We start from the raw sequence: 15,045 nt of genomic DNA, 5'->3' as shown, positions 1-15,045 counted from the left end.
AGGGGGTATCGCCTGACCGGGGGAGTGGGTACAAGGGGGTCCTATGCGCGACGGCGACTGGGTGGCCGAGACCGGAGCCGACATCCGGGGAGTACTGAAGGTGATGGTCGACGCCGGGTGGCTGCCCGGCGGCGCGGCGGTGGTCGGTACGGGGAGCATGTGGGAGTTCGTCGCCGTCGGCGGCGTCACCGAGGGCGGGGACGATGTGCAGGCCGCCCCGGATGTCCTCTACGACGTCGCCAGCCTGACCAAGATCATGGCCACCTGGCCGCTGGTGGGGACCGCGGTCGCGGAGGGGATCCTGTCACTGGACACGCCCCTGGGGCGCTATGTGTCCGGCGGCCCCTACGCCGGAGGGGAGGTCACCGCACGGCAGGTCCTGACGCACACGTCCCGGCTGAACCCGGTCGCGTGGCTGGAGTGCTACGTCGGCACCGACAGGGACCTCGTGGAGTCGATCCTGGCCGAGCCCTTGGAGGAGGAGGGATACCGCTATATCGACCGCGGGTTCATCCTGCTGGGTCTGATCCTGGAACGGCTCCTGGACACCCCGCTGGACCTGGCCCTGTCCACCTACTGGAGCGCGGCCGGCATGACCGCCACGACCTACGGCCCGCTGCCGCGCTCACCGGCCGTGGCGCCCACCGAGTGCCGGATCCCCGGCACGGCGCCGGTCTGGGGCGTGGTGCACGACGAGGCCGCCGCGCTGATGGGCGGCGTCGCCGGGCACGCCGGGGTCTTCAGCACCGCGATCGACCTGGGCGCCTTCGCCCGCGAGCTGCTGCGCAGCGCCTCGGGGGAGGAGGGGGCGCTGCTCCCGCCGCACTACGTGCGGCAGAGCTGGCGGCCCGCCGTGCGGGTCGCCGACGGCGTCGCCCGGGGCCTGGGCTGGCTCGTGGGCGACGACGGGGTGGTCTACCACCACGGGTTCACCGGCACTAGCATGTTCCTGCAGCCCGACACCGGCCGCTACGTGGGGCTGCTGACCAACGCGGTGCACTTCGGCCGGCGCCGGACCGGCCTGGACGACCTCCGCGCCGCGGTCCGCGCCTGCTTCGGGGAGTGAGGGAATGGGCGGAGTCGGGTCCGTCATCGGTGCGCTCTTCATGGTCCTGTTCCCGCTCTTCTTCGCCGTCCTGGGCGCCTGGCTGCTCTCCGACGTCCTGCGGGTGCGGCGCACGGGCGTGCGCGTCCCGGGCGTCGTCGGCGGGCGGCGGACCCTGGTGCACCTGCGCGCGGGCGAGCACAGCCTCAGCGCCACGAGCAGCAGCGCGGCGCGCTTCTCCTTCCGCACCCTGGACGGCCGCGACGTCGAGGCGGTGCAGAGGATCCGCGTCACCACCAACCTCATGCGCACCGGGCGGCAGGTCACCGTCGCCTACGACCCGGACCGGCCCGAGCGGGCCGAGATCATCGAGGCCTGGTCCCAGGTCCTCGGCGCCCTGCTGTTCCTGGGGGTGGGGACGGTGCTGCTGCTGGGCGCCCTCCTGCTCGGCCTGCCGGCCTACCTGGGATAGCCCGGCCTCAGGGGAGCAGGGACTCCAACAGGTCGGCGATGCCGCCGGGCCCGTCGACCACCAGGTCCGCCTGCTCGGCCAGGGCGGTCTGCTCCGCGGAGCCGCTGCACACCGCGACGCCGGCGACGCCCCGGCCGCGCAGACTGCGCACGGCCGCGAACGCGGGCAGGTCGCCCAGGTCGTCCCCGGCGAACAGCAGCGCCCCGGGCCGCCTCTCCTCGACCAGGGCGGTCAGCGCCGCCCCCTTGTCCATGCCCGGGGGCCGCAGCTCGATCACCATGCGCCCCGGCTCCACCGCCAGCCCCGCGCGTTCGGCCAGCAGGCGCAGCGGTTCGCGCAGCGCCTCCAGGGCCGCGTCGGGCCGGGCCGCGCGGCGGGTGTGCACCGCGAGGGCCTTGCCCTTGTCCTCGACGTGCACCCCCTCGGCGAGCGGGCCCAGCTCCGCGAGCAGCGCCGGGACCCCGGCGCGCGCCTCGTCCAGGCCGCGCACCTCGCCGGGCGAGGTGAGCCGCCCGCCCTCCCAGCGCTCCAGGCCGTAGTGGCCGAGCACCACGGCGCCGGGCAGGGCGTCCAGGCCGCCGTACTCCACGGCGGTGGCCGCGGGCCGCCCGGTGACCACGGCGACGCCGCCCGCGCGCGGGGCCAGGGCGCGCAGCGCGGCGAGGGCGCGCGGATGCGGCCGCGCGTCGCGGGGGTCGGGCACGATCGGGGCCAGGGTCCCGTCGAAGTCGAAGGCGAGCAGTGCCGCCGAGGGACGTTCGGCGATCGCGCTCAGCGCGGCCGCGCCGTCGGCGGTGCACGGGCCGGGGAACGGCCTCACAGGTGGATGCCGAGGCGGCGGGCGGTGCGCTGGCGGCGCCGGTCGGCGCGCAGGCGGCGCACCCGCTTGACCGTCATGGGGTCGAAGGCGAGCGCCTCGGGGCGGTCCACCAGGCCGTTGAGCAGCTGGTAATAGCGGGTGGGGGAGAAGCCGAACTCGTCGCGGATCGCCTGCTCCTTGGAGCCTTCGAGCTTCCACCACTGGCTCTCGAAGGCGAGGATGCGCCGGTCGCGCTCGGCGAGGCCCGGCGCGCCGTCGGTTGAGGGGTCGGGTTGTTCCCGGATTTCTGGCATTGCACGTCTCCTCTTCGGGATCGGCGCGAAACATCGTAGCGACTCGTCCCGGGGCCGACGCAGGGGACCGCGCAGGTTCGGCCCGTGGGGTAAGCAGCCCCTTACCGGGTGGCCGCCGCGTTCGCATACACGTGCGAAGCTGGCAGAATTGCCCGTGCACGCGGCCCTGACCAGCGCTTCGGCGGTACAGCGCCGCGCAGGCCTCACAACCGGAAACGTCACGGGGGGACACTCCATGCGCACCAGCCACGCCGGCTCCGGACTGTGCGCGCTGCTGCTGGCCGCCGGCGCGGTGGCCGCGCCGTCCGCGCCGCCCGCGTGGGGCGACGCGCTCATCGACCAGTGGGGGCTGGAGGCCGTGGGCGCCCGCGACGCCTGGCCGGCGGTCCAGGACGAGGACGGGGGCGGCCGGGGCGGCGGCGCCACGGTCGCCGTGGTCGGCACCGGCGTCGACGCCGACAACCCGAACCTGGGCGACGGGGTGACCGAGGGCACCGACTTCTCCGGCGCCGACGGCGGGGCCGAGGGGGCGTCCACCGCGATCGCCGGTGTGGCCGCGGCGACCGGCTACGGCGTCGAGCACACCGCCCGGTTCCAGGGCGTGGCGCCCGACGCGCGGGTGCTCTCGGTGCGGGTGGCGCCCGAGGGCGGCGCGGCCGGGGACGGCGACGCCCTGGAGAGCGGCATCCGGTACGCGGCCGACGAGGGCGCGCAGGTGGTCGCCGTCGCCGACGGTGTCGCCGGGGGCCAGGACATGGAAGGCGTCGCCGAGGCGGTCGCCTATGCCGCGCATGAGGGCACGCTGGTGCTGCTCCCGGCGGGCGACCCTGCGGCCGAGGCGGCTTCGGCCTCCGATGGCGCGCTCACCGTCGGCCCGGTGGGCCGCGACCTCTCCCCGTCCCAGGCCTCCCCGTCCCAGGACGCCGGGGCGATCGACGTGTACGCCCCGGGTGAGGACGTGGAGGCCCCCGCCCCCGGCGGCGGTTACGAGCAGGCCTCCGGCTCCGGTATCGCGGCCGGGTTCGCCGCGGGCACCGCCGCGCTGGTCCGCGCGGAGCACCCGCAGCTCCTGCCGGACCAGGCGGCCGAGGCGCTGACCGGCTCCGCGCAGGGCGGCGTGGTGAACGCGCCGGCCGCCCTGGAGCAGGCAGAGGGCGCCGCCGAGGACATCCCGCTGTACAACGAGGACCTGGTCGCCGAGGACGACGGCCTCCCGATCCCCGCCTGGACGCTGTGGGCGGCCGGGGGTGCGCTGGTGCTGGCGCTGCTGGTCGTCCTCGTGCTGGTGATGCGCCGCAACGCCAAGAACCCTTACGGGCTGCCCGAGCGCGAACCGGAGGACCGGCCCGGCCGCGAGGGTGCCGCCCGCCCGTCGGGCCGCCGCCGCAAGGGTTCCGGCCGTCGCCGTAAGTAGCGGGGCGGGTCGGCCCGGGTGTCCTGAAGAGAGACCGGGTTGACGTGCGCGGCGCAGGTCATGAGACTCCCCCCATGTCCCCCACCAGTGAATCCCCCGGACGGCTGCCTGTGCGCGGTGAGGCGCGGGGCAGCCACTTCGACCGTTCGGAAGAGCGCGTGGTCCTGACCGAGTACGACCCCAAGTGGCCGTACCTGTTCCAGCGCGAGGCCGAGCGGGTCCGCGAGACCCTGGGCGATGCCGTCTTGGCCGTCGAGCACGTCGGTTCCACCGCCGTGCCCGGCCTGGCGGCCAAACCCTGTGTCGACGTGCTGCTGCTGGTAGGCGACCCCGCCGAGGAGGACGCCTACCGCCCCGCGCTGGAGAAGGCGGGCTACACCCTGCACTTCGCCGAGCCGGACTTCCACGACCACCGGGTCTTCAAGGGCCCCGGCGTCACCATGAACCTGCACGTCTTCGCCGACGGCGCGGAACCGCGGCGCATGCTGGCCCTGCGCGACCGGCTCCGCGCCGACGCAGGGGACCGCGGCCTCTACGAGCGCACCAAGCGCGAGCTCGCCGAGCGGTTCCGGGACAGCGTCCAGGACTACTCCGAGGCCAAGACCGGGGTGATCGAGGAGATCCTCAGCCGAGCGCCCGGAGCTGGTCGCTGAACCAGCGCGCGGGCGGCAGCGCGGACGCCCGCTCCACCAGGCGGGAGCAGCGCGCGCTGCGCTCCTCGGCCGGCATCGCCAGGGCCCGGTGCATCGCCTCGGCCGTCTCGCTCACGTCGTAGGGGTTGACCGTCAGGGCGTCGTCGGCCAGCTCGTCGGCGGCGCCCGCCTCGGACGACAGCACCAGCGCGCAGCCGTCCCGGGACAGCACCGGCCCCTCCTTGGCCACCAGGTTCATCCCGTCGCGGATCGGGTTGACCACCAGGACGTCGGCCATGGAGAAGGCCGCCAGCGAGCGCGGGAAGTCGTCCTGAACCTCCAGCACCAGCGGCGTCCAGTCGGCGGTGCCGAACTCGTCGGCGATCTCCTTGGCCAGCATCCGGACCTGCTCGGTGTACTCGCGGTACTCGGGCACGTCGGTCCGGCTGGGGTAGGCGAACGCCAGGTGCGTCACCCGCCCGTGCCACTCCGGGCGGGTGCGCAGCAGCTCCCGGTAGGCCTCCAGGCCGCGCACGATGTTCTTGGACAGCTCGGTGCGGTCGACCCGGACGATGAGGCGGCGGTCGCCGACCCGCTCGCGCAGCGCCTCGGCGCGCTCGGCCACGTCCGGCTCGGCCGCGCGGCGCTGCAGTCCTTCGGCGTCGGCGCCCAGGGCGTGCACGCCCACCGAGATGATCCGGCCGCCGTACTCGATGGTGCGCCGTCCCCGGTCGACCTCGGCCCGCAGGAACTCGGCGCAGCAGCGCAGGAAGGCGTCGGCCCAGCGCGGGCTGAGGAAGCCGAGGTGGTCGGCGCCCAGCATCCCCTCCAGCAGTTCGCGGCGCACCCCGGTGGGCAGCATGCGGAAGTACTCGGGCGGCGCCCAGGGCGTGTGGGAGAAGTGCGCGATGCGCAGGTCGGGGCGGCGCCCCCGGAGCATCCGGGGCAGCAGGGCCAGGTGGTAGTCCTGCACGGCGACGCGCGCTCCGTCCGCCGCGCCGGTCAGCAGCGCCTCGGCGAAGGCCGCGTTGTAGGACCGGTAGTCCTCCCAGCGCTCCTGGAACCCGGCGTCGAAGGCGGGCTTCGACGGCGTCTCGTAGAGCATGTGCTGGACGAACCACAGGGTGGAGTTCGCGATGCCGGTGTAGGCGTTGTCGAAGACGTCCTGGGGGATGTCGATCATCTTGACCCGGAGGCCGCCCAGGTCGGTGGTGCGGTCGATACGGCCGTCGGGGGCCTGCGATGCGGCCGTGCGGTCGGCGCCGGAGAGCGCGGCGCACACCCACAGGGTGTCGCCCTGCTCGGCCGCGGCGCTCAGACCGGAGACCAGCCCTCCGCCCCCGCGCCGGTGCGAGAGCGCTCCGGCATCGTCGACCGAGTAGGACACCGGTCCTCTGTTGGACGCGACGAGGATCTGTGCCTTGTCCACCTGAACGTTCACCTCTCGGGAAAGCCGGTTCGGGGTGTTGTAGGTCTCGCCGTGCGCGCAGGAGCGCAAACCCGCTGCAGGCCTCGGGAGGCCGACAGGGGTGTGGCGTGCGCCATGAGTGTTATCCGGGTCACCATGGATGGAAAACCGGGCGGAAGGTCCGTTACAGTCATGAGCGGATTCCCAACCGAATCCGTCGACAACAGTGTGACCACAACCGAATATCGCTCATCCAGAGGGGTGGAGGGACCGGCCCTGCGAAGCCCCGGCAACCATCCCGGCTCAATGCGCTCGTGAAAACCGCGAGGCGGCCGGGGCAGGTGCCAACTCCGGCCTGGGGCCAGATCGGTCGCCAGGAAAGATGAGAGGAGATGCCTCGCGATGGCGATCAGCGCCCCGGAAGCCGCGACCGCCGGCACCGCCGCCCGCCCCTTCGGCCCCGCAGCCGCCCTGTCCTGCCGTGAGTGCGGCGAGCGCTACGAGCTCGGCCCCCGCTTCGCCTGTGAGTTCTGTTTCGGCCCCCTCGAGGTCGCCTACGACTTCGGCGAGGTCACCCGCGAGGGGATCGCGGCCGGCCCGAACAACGTCTGGCGCTACGCCCCCCTGCTGCCCGTCCCCGCGCGCGTGGCCGAGCTGCCCAACATGAACCCCGGCCTGACGCCGCTGGTGCGCGCCGACCGCCTCGCCTCCGAGCTGGGGATGGAGGCGCTGCACGTCAAGGACGACTCAGGCAACCCCACGCACTCCTTCAAGGACCGCGTTGTGGCCATGGCCGTCGAGGCCGCCCGCAACTTCGGCTTCACCACCCTGTCCTGCTCCTCCACCGGCAACCTGGCCGGGGCCGTGGGCGCGGCCGCCGCGCGCGCCGGCTTCGAGTCCTGCGTGTTCATCCCGGCCGGCCTGGAGGAGGGCAAGGTCGTCATGGCCGCGGTCTACGGCGGCCGCCTGGTGGCCCTCGACGGCACCTACGACGACGTGAACCGCTTCTGCTCGGAGCTGATCGGCGACCCGGTCGGCGAGGGCTGGGGCTTCGTCAACGTCAACCTGAGGCCCTACTACGCCGAGGGCTCCAAGACGCTGGCCTACGAGATCGCCGAGCAGCTGGGCTGGCGCCTGCCGGAGCAGATCGTGGTGCCCATCGCCTCGGGCTCCCAGCTCACCAAGATCGACAAGGGCTTCCGCGAGCTCATCGCGCTGGGCCTGGTGGAGGACCGCCCCTACAAGGTGTTCGGCGCCCAGGCGACCGGCTGCTCCCCGGTCGCCCGGGCCTACGAGGAGGGCCACGACGTCATCCAGCCGGTCAAGCCGGACACCATCGCCAAGTCGCTGGCGATCGGCAACCCGGCGGACGGCCCCTACGTGCTGGACGTGTGCCGGCGCACCGGCGGCGCGGTCGGCCACGTCGGCGACGCCGAGGTCGTCGAGGCGATCTCCCTGCTGGCGCGCACCGAGGGGGTCTTCGCCGAGACGGCCGGCGGCGTGACCACCGGCGTACTGCGCAAGCTGCTGGCCGAGGGCGCGGTCGACCCGGCCAAGGAGACGGTCGTGCTGAACACCGGCGACGGCCTGAAGACCCTGAACGCGGTGGACGCCGGCGTCACCGCCACCATCAAGCCCTCCCTGGGCGCGTTCCGCGAGGCCGGGCTGGCCTGACCCGGCCGGACCCGCCGCCCCGAGAACCGCCGCACCACCGACACCCGAGGAGTACCCGCACCATGAGCGTGAGCGTTCGCGTCCCCACCATCCTGCGCACCTACACCCAGGACGCCTCCCAGGTCACCGCCGAGGGCGCGACCCTGAAGGAGGTCCTGGCCGACCTGGACGCCAACCACCCGGGCATCCGCGCCCGCATCCTGGACGACGCCGGGAAGATCCGCCGTTTCGTCAACGTCTATGTGGGGGACGAGGACGTGCGCTTCGCGGAGGGCTTGGACACCGCCACCAAGGACGGCGTCGAGGTCTCCATCATCCCGGCGGTGGCCGGGGGCTGACCCGACCGGTCGACCGCGCACGGGCCGCGTCCGGCACTGCCGGGCGCGGCCCGTTCATGTGCTGTTTGACCTGCGGGTCATCAGGAGAGGAACCTTGTCCGGGGCCGTTTGCACTCGCCATGGGGGAGTGCTAAAAAGGGGATCGTTAGCACTCCGATCGAGTGAGTGCTAACCAGGATCGAGACGATGAGGCCGCGGGCGCCGGCGGCCGGACAGCCGGCGGACCGCGGTCGTCCGTCGCGGGCGTCGGCTCGTTCCCTTCGCGTATCAGCCCGTCCCGGGAGGACAGGAAGTCTATGGCAGCCAAACTGATCGCGTTCGACGAGGAAGCCCGTCGCGGCCTTGAGCGCGGCATGAACACGCTCGCTGACGCCGTGAAGGTCACGCTCGGCCCGAAGGGCCGCAACGTCGTTCTGGAGAAGAAGTGGGGCGCCCCCACGATCACCAACGACGGCGTCTCCATCGCCAAGGAGATCGAGCTCGAGGAGTCGTACGAGAAGATCGGCGCCGAGCTCGTCAAGGAGGTCGCCAAGAAGACCGACGACGTCGCGGGTGACGGCACCACCACCGCCACCGTCCTGGCCCAGGCCATGGTGAGCGAGGGCCTGCGCAACGTCGCCGCGGGCGCCAACCCGATCGGCCTCAAGCGCGGCATCGAGTCCGCCGTCTCCCGCATCAGCGAGGAGCTGGCCAAGCTCTCCAAGGACGTGGAGACCAAGGAGCAGATCGCCTCCACCGCCTCCATCTCCGCCGGCGACGCCCAGATCGGCGAGGTCATCGCCGAGGCGATGGACAAGGTCGGCAAGGAAGGCGTCATCACGGTCGAGGAGGGCCAGACCTTCGGTCTGGAGCTCGAGCTCGCCGAGGGCATGCGCTTCGACAAGGGCTACATCTCGCCCTACTTCGCCACCGACCTGGAGCGGATGGAGACGGTCCTCGAGGACCCCTACATCCTGATCGTCAACTCCAAGATCTCCAACAACAACGAGTTCCTTCCGGTCGTCGAGAAGGTCCTCCAGGCGGGCAAGCCGCTGATGGTGATCGCCGAGGACGTCGAGAGCGCCGCCCTGCAGACGCTCATCGTCAACAAGATCCGCGGCACCTTCAAGTCGGTCGCCGTCAAGGCCCCCGGCTTCGGCGACCGCCGCAAGGCCCAGCTCAGCGACATCGCGGTGCTCACCGGCGGCCAGGTCATCACCGAAGAGGTGGGCCTGAAGCTGGAGAACACCGAGCTGGAGATGCTCGGCCGCGCCCGCAAGGTCGTCGTCACCAAGGACGAGACCACCATCGTGGACGGCTCCGGTGACGCCACCGCGATCCAGGGCCGGGTCAACGAGATCCGCGGCGAGATCGAGCGCACCGACTCCGACTACGACCGCGAGAAGCTGCAGGAGCGCCTGGCCCGCCTGGCCGGCGGTGTCGCGGTCATCAAGGCCGGCGCCGCCACCGAGGTGGAGCTCAAGGAGCGCAAGCACCGCATCGAGGACGCCGTCCGCAACGCCAAGGCGGCCGTCGAGGAGGGCATCCTGCCCGGCGGCGGTGTCGCCCTGCTGCAGGCGGGCGTCCCGGCCTTCGAGAAGCTGGACCTGTCCGGCGACGAGGCGATCGGCGCCGACATCGTCCGCCGCGCCATCGAGGCCCCGCTGAAGCAGATCGCGATCAACTCCGGCCTCGAGGGCGGGGTCGTCGCGGAGAAGGTGAAGAACCTGGAGGCCGGCGTCGGCCTGAACGCCGCCACCGGGGAGTACACCGACCTGTTCAAGGACGGCGTCATCGACCCGACCAAGGTCACCCGCTCGGCTCTGCAGAACGCGGCCTCCATCGCCGGCCTGTTCCTGACCACCGAGGCCGTCATCGCCGAGAAGCCGGAGAAGCAGGCCGCCGGCGGCGGCGACCCGACGGGCGGCATGGGCGGCATGGACTTCTAGTCCCCGTCCCGGCCTTCCGGGTACGCGGCGAACAGCCTGCGACGACGAGGGCGGTCCCCGGCCACCGGGGGCCGCCCTTTCGCATGTCCTGGAGGCACGGGGCGAATCGGCGGCCGGTCCCGGGGAACCGGGGCCCCGTGAACGGCGTCGGAGCGGACGGCGCCCCTCGCCGGCCCTCTCGGGCGCCGCCCCGCCGATCACCGATTTGGAGTTCCCCCATGCCCGTCCGATTCGCTCCGGCCGCCCAGCGGACCGTCGCCGCGCTGGCGCTCGCCGGTGCGGCCCTGACCGCCTCCGGGTGCGGCACGATCCTGGCCAATCTGGAGGAGGCGGCCGACCGGGCCGCCCGCGAGCAGGGGAGCGACACGGCCCCGCCGGAGTCCGCGGCCCCCGCAGAGGAGCCGGAGGAGCCGGAGGAGGACGCGCCCGCGTCCTCGCCGCCGCCCGCCGAGGAGGAGGACGTCGCCGCCTTCGACATCTCCGTCGGCGACTGCCTCAACGACGAGACCCTCGAGGGCGAGGTCTCCGAGGTCCCCAAGGTCGACTGCGCGCAGCCGCACGACTCGGAGGTCTACGCCGCCACCGTCTCCTCGGAGCCGGAGTGGCCCGGCGAGCAGGGCATCCTGGACGAGGCGCAGGAGTTCTGCCAGGAGGAGTTCGCATCCTTCATCGGCGTGCCCTTCGATCAGCAGACGGACTACGAGTTCAGCTTCTACACGCCCACCCGGGGCGCCTTCGAGGACCTGGACCGGGACATCTCCTGCGTCGTCTTCGAGCCGGGCGCGCAGACGACCGGAACCCTCAGGGGCGCCGGGGCCTGAGTAGGCTTCCGGCATGGACATGCGCGAGATCGACGCGGCCACCGGGCGCCTGGTGCGCACGGCCGAACGGCTGACCCCCGAGGAGGTGGCCGCCCCCTCCCTGCTCCCGGGCTGGACGCGCGGCCACGTGCTGACCCATGTGGCCCGCAACGCCGACGCCGTGGCGGGCGTACTGGAGGCGGCGCGGGAGGGCCGGGAGGCCCCCATGTACCGCAGCGAGGAGGCCCGTGACGCCGACATCGCGGCCGGCGCCCCCCGCCCCGCCCCCGAACAGGCCGCGGACCTGCGCTCGTCGGCCGACCGGCTGGCCGCGGCGGTGGCCGCGATGCCGGAGGAGGCGTGGGCCTTCGAGGTGCGGCACCGGTCGGGCGCCGTGTTCTCCGCCGCGGAGCTGCTCGGGATGCGGTACCGGGAGCTGGAGTACCACCACGTCGACCTGGACGCGGGCTACACCCCCGGGCACTGGCCGGAGGGCTTCGTCTCCCGCGAGCTGGAGTCCCTGGTCGGGCGGCTCGCCGGCGCGGACCTGCCGGCGGTGGAGATCGCCGGGGCGGGCACCATCGGCTCGGGGCCCGCGGCGCTGCGCGCCGAGGGGCCCGGGGCGGCCCTGCTGGCCTGGCTGTCGGGCCGCTCCGGTCCGGACGGCCTGACCGTGACCCGCGACGGGGAGCGCGTCGGTTTCGAAGCGCTGCCCGTTCCCCCGCCCCTGGCCTGAGAGGGGCGGCCGGACTCAGGCGCGCCGGTAGAGGGTGTAGTCGGCGCCGCCGTCGAAGCGGTGGCTCTCGACCGGGGTGAACGCGGCGGGGGCGAACCCCGCCCCCGCGAACAGGGGCAGCCCTACGCCCGCCACCACCGGGTACCGCTTGAGGAAGACCGCGTCGATCTCCGGCAGCAGCGCCCCGGCCAGCGTCGGGCCGCCGACCAGGCAGACGCCCAGCCCGCCCTCCTCCCGCTTGAGTTCGCGGACCGCCTCCAGTGGTCCTGCTCTACCTGGCGATGACCGGTCTGGCGGTCGAGCAGCTCACGCTGCCCGGCGTGCTCGACGGAGAAGGGGACCCGGACGTGCTCATCGGCGCCCTCGTGCACCGGATCCTGTCCGGTGGCGGGGACGGAGCGGACGGCGTGGACGGCGCCTGAGGGGCGTGGGAACCGTGGCGCCCGCGCGCGCGTCGAAAGCGCTCGTGGACCTCTTCAACACAGTGCCCATCGTGGTGAAGCAGCCGAAGCGCTTCCTCATCGACGAGTCGGAGTACTACTGCTACGACGCGCACGGGCGGCCGGTGGCGCACATCCACGAAGTCGGGCTGGACGGCGGGATGAAGGCCCTGCGCTTCATCGCGGACAACACGGCCGGGTTCGCGCGCAAGCTGATGGTGAACGACGCCTGGGGGTACCCGCGCCTGTACATCGAGAAGTCCTGGGCGATGTTCACCGCAACGACCACCATCGCCTACCCCGACGGCAGGCCGATCGGCTACATCGACCAGGACTTCAAGCTGTTCAAGGCGAGCTTCCGGCTGCTCGACGCCTGGAAGCAGCCGGTGGGCGCGGTCAAGGGCAACTTCGGCGCGTTCGAGTTCCAGATCACCGACAACCACGAGCACGAGGTCGGGCGGGTCGACCGCAACTTCCCCAGCTTCGGCGAGTTCTTCACCGCCGCCGACAGCTACCAGGTCTGGCAGCGCTACCCGAACCTGCCCGACCCGCTCAAGACGCTGGCCGTGGCCTCGGGCATCGCGATCGACCTGGTGCTGCTGGAGGGCAAGCGCTGACCCGGACCGCACACGGGTCGGCCCCTCAGGCCAGGCGGGACATGGCCTGGCGGTCCTCCTCCCCGAAGCGCTCCTCCAGGTCCTCGGGGGAGGCGTCCAGGTCGATGCGGGCCACCGGGACCCCGCGCGCGGTCTCGATCGCCCCCAGCCGCCGCAGGGCCCGGTCGGTGGCGTAGCCGAGCAGTTCCCCCTGCGGAAGCTGGTACTGCTGCTCCTCACCGGTCATGGGCTCGTCGTCGCGCTCGACGGTGGCCTTCAGGTGCGGCATCAGCTCCTCCAGCCGCTCGGTGACCACCGGCCACAGCGCGTCGTCGGCGGCGACGTGCCGGCGGCAGGTGAACGTGCCCCAGGCCATGTGGCGGCGCTCGTCGTCGCCGATGCGGCGGATGATCTCCCGCATGCCGGGGAAGATGCCGCGCACCGTGCAGATGTGGTTCCAGGCGTAGTAGCCGGTCAGGGCCAGGGCGCCCTCGATGACGTGGTTGTAGGTGACCGAGGCGCGCACCTGGTTGTGCGGGCTCGGGTCCTCCAGCAGCGCGTTGAGCGAGGCCGGGAGCTCCTCGTAGAAGAGCGCGCGGTAGCCCTCGTTGCGGTCGACGTGGGCGTGCAGGTCGTGGGTGACGCCCAGGGCGTCCAGCCACAGCCGGAAGGCCTGGACGTGCTTGGCCTCCTCGAAGGCGAACTGGGTCAGGTACATCTCGTCGCCCAGCCGCCCCTCGGCGGCCATGGCGCGCACGAAGGGCTGGATGTCCTCGGTCACCGCCTCCTCCCCGGCGGCGAACTGCGCGCACAGCCGCAGGATCCGCTCCTGGGCCTCGGTGCTCAGCGACTTCCAGTCCTCGGTGTCCCGGGTCAGGTCCACGGCGGCGGGGTCCCAGAACTTGGCGTTGCCCTTGGTGAAGAGCCGGAGCGGGAAGGAGTCCCAGTTCAGACCGCCTCCGCCGATGGAGCGGAAGCCGGTGCGCCCGGACGGGTCGGCCATGGGGGGGTACCTCCTCGGGTCGGGGTGCCCCCTCATGATTCGACGCAACGCGGTGCGGTGTAAAGCGCTCCCGGCGGTATTTCCCCGCCGGGAGCGGTACGGTGCTGGGGCACCCGACCTTCGGACCAGGAGACGACGTGTTCTGTGGCGACCCCGGGGCGCCGGGCTACGCGGAGTGCGCGCACCAGATGACGATCTTCGCCATCGCCTCCACGATCCCCGCGATGCTCGCGATGATCCTGATGGTGGCCGCGTTCGCGACCCCCGCCATGCGCGTCGACGCGGCCCTGCGCTCGCGCACCCTCGTCTACGCCCTGCTGGCCTGGGCGATCGCCGGGGGAACGCTGCTGATGGGGGCGCTGCCCTCGCTGTGAGGGGCGCGACCCCTCCGGGGCGCCGGTCAGTACGCCCCGGCCGGCACGGTGAACGCCGCGATCACGAACGGCAGGATCAGGATCGCCGCGAACAGCAGCACCATCAGGACGATGCCGACGATGGTGGCGATCCAGGAGTACTTGGTGAAGCGCCGGACCTTGTCCGCGTCCTGCTTCTCCACCAGGGCCAGGATCCCGAAGACGATGCCGATGATCCCGCCGAGCGAGCCGCACAGCATCAGGCTGATCGCGCTGGTCACCAGGGCGGCGATGGCCCCGCCCCGCAAAGGCTCGATCTCCGGGTTCTCCATCGGCACGCCGTAGGGCGCGGGCGGAGGCGGGCCCGCCGGCTGCTGCCCGTAGGGGTACTGCGGCTGCCCTCCGGTCGGGTAGCCGGGAGGGGGACCGTACCCGCCGGGCCGGCGGTTCGGGTCGTTCTCCTGGCCGGGCCAGGGTGCGCTCATGGGATGCCTCTCTCGCGGTTCGGGTCGTCGGTGGTCGGCCGGGGCGGTCAGGGCGTGAGCGCGGTGATCAGCGCGGCGATGGCCAGCAGGACGAGCGCGATCAGCAGCAGGTAGCCCAGCGTGCAGGCCCAGGTGCGGGCGATGTTGCGCTCGACCGCCTCGGGGTCGTGCCGGTTGGCCACGGCCAGGGCCCCGAAGACCAGGCCGGGGATGTTGGAGAGCACCGCCAGCACCGGCAGCCCCGCGAGTACCCCCAGGGCGGGGAAGGCCAGGGTCAGCACGGCGCACAGCAGCGCGGCCGCGGCGGCCCCGGTCCGCGGAGGCGGCCCGGCGGGCGGCGCGTGCGGTGGGGCGAAGGGGGCGGCCGCGGGGCCCGGCCGGTGCTGCGGCGGTGGAGGGATGGAGGCGGGCGGTGCCTGCGGCACCGGTGGCGCGTTGTGCGCGGCGGGCGCGCTGTACACGGGGGACGGGTTCGGCCCGGAGTCCTCCCAGAAGCGCTCGATGGCCGAGCGGTGTCCGTGCACGGTCGGTTCCCCCTCCCCCGCGGCGCCGTCGGTGGGCGGCCGTTCCCCCCACGATAACCACGACGCGGTCGGGCGCCCACGGGT

Annotated in this window: 18 protein-coding genes, 1 pseudogene and 1 riboswitch; of the genes and pseudogenes, 12 read left to right on the top strand and 7 right to left on the bottom strand. The window is 73.1% G+C overall.

Features of this window, described 5'->3' with window-relative positions; translation table 11 throughout:
- The first annotated feature begins 43 nt into the window (after positions 1-43).
- Entirely contained in the window at positions 44-1,066 is a 1,023-nt protein-coding gene (locus C892_RS0104130; RefSeq protein WP_017556189.1) for a serine hydrolase domain-containing protein, read from the top strand.
- 4 nt (positions 1,067-1,070) lie between these two features.
- Entirely contained in the window at positions 1,071-1,517 is a 447-nt protein-coding gene (locus C892_RS0104125; protein WP_017556188.1) for a DUF3592 domain-containing protein, read from the top strand.
- Positions 1,518-1,524: 7 nt separating this feature from the next.
- Here C892_RS0104125 and otsB read toward each other — a convergent pair whose 3' ends face one another.
- Both otsB and C892_RS0104115 read right to left on the bottom strand, forming a co-directional pair.
- Complete coding sequence (gene otsB / locus C892_RS0104120; RefSeq protein ID WP_017538660.1) at positions 1,525-2,337, bottom strand: trehalose-phosphatase; 813 nt, start codon at positions 2,335-2,337, stop codon at positions 1,525-1,527.
- Complete coding sequence (locus tag C892_RS0104115) at positions 2,334-2,630, bottom strand: DUF3263 domain-containing protein (protein WP_017556187.1); 297 nt, start codon at positions 2,628-2,630, stop codon at positions 2,334-2,336. The genes otsB and C892_RS0104115 overlap by 4 nt, the downstream gene beginning before the upstream one ends.
- Before the next feature lie 235 nt (positions 2,631-2,865).
- Between C892_RS0104115 and C892_RS0104110 the strand changes: the two genes are divergently transcribed.
- Together C892_RS0104110 and C892_RS0104105 are read left to right on the top strand one after the other, a co-directional pair.
- A complete protein-coding gene (locus C892_RS0104110) occupies positions 2,866-4,044 on the top strand; it encodes a S8 family serine peptidase (RefSeq protein ID WP_017556186.1) in 1,179 nt (392 codons plus the stop codon).
- Between the two features lie 74 nt (positions 4,045-4,118).
- Positions 4,119-4,697 carry a GrpB family protein gene (locus C892_RS0104105; RefSeq protein ID WP_026124128.1) on the top strand — a complete coding sequence of 193 codons (579 nt, stop codon included), beginning with the start codon at positions 4,119-4,121 and terminating at the stop codon, positions 4,695-4,697.
- Here C892_RS0104105 and C892_RS0104100 read toward each other — a convergent pair.
- Positions 4,669-6,105: an alpha,alpha-trehalose-phosphate synthase (UDP-forming) gene (locus C892_RS0104100; protein WP_017556184.1), complete on the bottom strand. Its 1,437-nt coding sequence runs from the start codon at positions 6,103-6,105 to the stop codon at positions 4,669-4,671. The two genes, C892_RS0104105 and C892_RS0104100, sit on opposite strands and share 29 nt — an antisense overlap.
- 225 nt (positions 6,106-6,330) lie before the next feature.
- A riboswitch (SAM riboswitch) is annotated at positions 6,331-6,473 on the top strand.
- A 13-nt stretch (positions 6,474-6,486) separates the two neighbouring features.
- On the opposite strand from C892_RS0104100, the gene thrC reads away from it, so the two are divergent.
- From thrC to C892_RS0104075, 5 genes are all read left to right on the top strand, one after another.
- On the top strand, positions 6,487-7,758 hold the full coding sequence (gene thrC / locus C892_RS0104095) for a threonine synthase (RefSeq protein ID WP_017556183.1): 1,272 nt from the start codon (positions 6,487-6,489) through the stop codon (positions 7,756-7,758).
- A 62-nt stretch (positions 7,759-7,820) separates the two neighbouring features.
- The gene (locus tag C892_RS0104090) at positions 7,821-8,096 is read left to right on the top strand and encodes a MoaD/ThiS family protein (protein WP_017538666.1); all 276 of its coding nucleotides are present in this window, start codon (positions 7,821-7,823) and stop codon (positions 8,094-8,096) included.
- 296 nt (positions 8,097-8,392) lie between these two features.
- Positions 8,393-10,024 (top strand): chaperonin GroEL, encoded by a 1,632-nt coding sequence (groL, locus tag C892_RS0104085; protein WP_017538667.1) that lies wholly within the window; start codon positions 8,393-8,395, stop codon positions 10,022-10,024.
- A 218-nt stretch (positions 10,025-10,242) separates the two neighbouring features.
- Positions 10,243-10,845, top strand: coding sequence for a septum formation family protein (locus C892_RS0104080; RefSeq protein ID WP_017556182.1), 603 nt, complete (start codon positions 10,243-10,245; stop codon positions 10,843-10,845).
- Between the two features lie 13 nt (positions 10,846-10,858).
- On the top strand, positions 10,859-11,560 hold the full coding sequence (locus C892_RS0104075; protein WP_017556181.1) for a maleylpyruvate isomerase family mycothiol-dependent enzyme: 702 nt from the start codon (positions 10,859-10,861) through the stop codon (positions 11,558-11,560).
- Positions 11,561-11,575: 15 nt separating this feature from the next.
- Here C892_RS0104075 and C892_RS30335 read toward each other — a convergent pair.
- A pseudogene (locus C892_RS30335) lies at positions 11,576-11,824 on the bottom strand (dihydrofolate reductase family protein); the annotation flags it as partial.
- On the opposite strand from C892_RS30335, the gene C892_RS31725 reads away from it, so the two are divergent.
- Both C892_RS31725 and C892_RS0104060 read left to right on the top strand, forming a co-directional pair.
- Complete coding sequence (locus tag C892_RS31725; RefSeq protein WP_017556179.1) at positions 11,821-11,982, top strand: hypothetical protein; 162 nt, start codon at positions 11,821-11,823, stop codon at positions 11,980-11,982. The pseudogene C892_RS30335 and the gene C892_RS31725 sit on opposite strands and share 4 nt — an antisense overlap.
- Before the next feature lie 44 nt (positions 11,983-12,026).
- Positions 12,027-12,617 carry a phospholipid scramblase-related protein gene (locus C892_RS0104060; RefSeq protein WP_017556178.1) on the top strand — a complete coding sequence of 197 codons (591 nt, stop codon included), beginning with the start codon at positions 12,027-12,029 and terminating at the stop codon, positions 12,615-12,617.
- Positions 12,618-12,642: 25 nt separating this feature from the next.
- Here the strand turns inward: C892_RS0104060 and C892_RS0104055 are convergent, their stop codons facing one another.
- Positions 12,643-13,599 (bottom strand): R2-like ligand-binding oxidase, encoded by a 957-nt coding sequence (locus C892_RS0104055; protein ID WP_017556177.1) that lies wholly within the window; start codon positions 13,597-13,599, stop codon positions 12,643-12,645.
- Between the two features lie 137 nt (positions 13,600-13,736).
- Between C892_RS0104055 and C892_RS0104050 the strand changes: the two genes are divergently transcribed.
- Entirely contained in the window at positions 13,737-13,973 is a 237-nt protein-coding gene (locus C892_RS0104050) for a hypothetical protein (RefSeq protein WP_017538674.1), read from the top strand.
- Between the two features lie 26 nt (positions 13,974-13,999).
- On the opposite strand, the gene C892_RS0104045 is transcribed toward C892_RS0104050, so the two are convergent.
- Both C892_RS0104045 and C892_RS0104040 read right to left on the bottom strand, forming a co-directional pair.
- A complete protein-coding gene (locus tag C892_RS0104045) occupies positions 14,000-14,437 on the bottom strand; it encodes a hypothetical protein (RefSeq protein WP_017538675.1) in 438 nt (145 codons plus the stop codon).
- 47 nt (positions 14,438-14,484) lie between these two features.
- A complete protein-coding gene (locus C892_RS0104040; protein WP_017556176.1) occupies positions 14,485-14,961 on the bottom strand; it encodes a hypothetical protein in 477 nt (158 codons plus the stop codon).
- Positions 14,962-15,045 lie beyond the last annotated feature (84 nt).

Origin of the sequence: Nocardiopsis baichengensis YIM 90130, from assembly GCF_000341205.1 — a bacterium.
GTDB lineage: Bacteria > Actinomycetota > Actinomycetes > Streptosporangiales > Streptosporangiaceae > Nocardiopsis_A > Nocardiopsis_A halophila.
The sequence above is the reverse complement of the archived record's forward strand: the minus strand, read 5'-3'. Positions and strand labels throughout refer to the sequence as shown.

Excerpts from the sequence above, each read along its gene's own strand:
- C892_RS0104130 (WP_017556189.1), top strand. The coding sequence starts at position 44 with ATGCGCGACGGCGACTGGGTGGCCGAGACCGGAGCCGACATCCGGGGA.
- C892_RS0104125 (WP_017556188.1), top strand. The coding sequence starts at position 1,071 with ATGGGCGGAGTCGGGTCCGTCATCGGTGCGCTCTTCATGGTCCTGTTC.
- C892_RS0104115 (WP_017556187.1), bottom strand. The coding sequence starts at position 2,630 with ATGCCAGAAATCCGGGAACAACCCGACCCCTCAACCGACGGCGCGCCG.
- C892_RS0104110 (WP_017556186.1), top strand. The coding sequence starts at position 2,866 with ATGCGCACCAGCCACGCCGGCTCCGGACTGTGCGCGCTGCTGCTGGCC.
- C892_RS0104105 (WP_026124128.1), top strand. The coding sequence starts at position 4,119 with ATGTCCCCCACCAGTGAATCCCCCGGACGGCTGCCTGTGCGCGGTGAG.
- thrC (WP_017556183.1), top strand. The coding sequence starts at position 6,487 with ATGGCGATCAGCGCCCCGGAAGCCGCGACCGCCGGCACCGCCGCCCGC.
- C892_RS0104090 (WP_017538666.1), top strand. The coding sequence starts at position 7,821 with ATGAGCGTGAGCGTTCGCGTCCCCACCATCCTGCGCACCTACACCCAG.
- groL (WP_017538667.1), top strand. The coding sequence starts at position 8,393 with ATGGCAGCCAAACTGATCGCGTTCGACGAGGAAGCCCGTCGCGGCCTT.
- C892_RS0104080 (WP_017556182.1), top strand. The coding sequence starts at position 10,243 with ATGCCCGTCCGATTCGCTCCGGCCGCCCAGCGGACCGTCGCCGCGCTG.
- C892_RS0104075 (WP_017556181.1), top strand. The coding sequence starts at position 10,859 with ATGGACATGCGCGAGATCGACGCGGCCACCGGGCGCCTGGTGCGCACG.
- C892_RS0104055 (WP_017556177.1), bottom strand. The coding sequence starts at position 13,599 with ATGGCCGACCCGTCCGGGCGCACCGGCTTCCGCTCCATCGGCGGAGGC.
- C892_RS0104045 (WP_017538675.1), bottom strand. The coding sequence starts at position 14,437 with ATGAGCGCACCCTGGCCCGGCCAGGAGAACGACCCGAACCGCCGGCCC.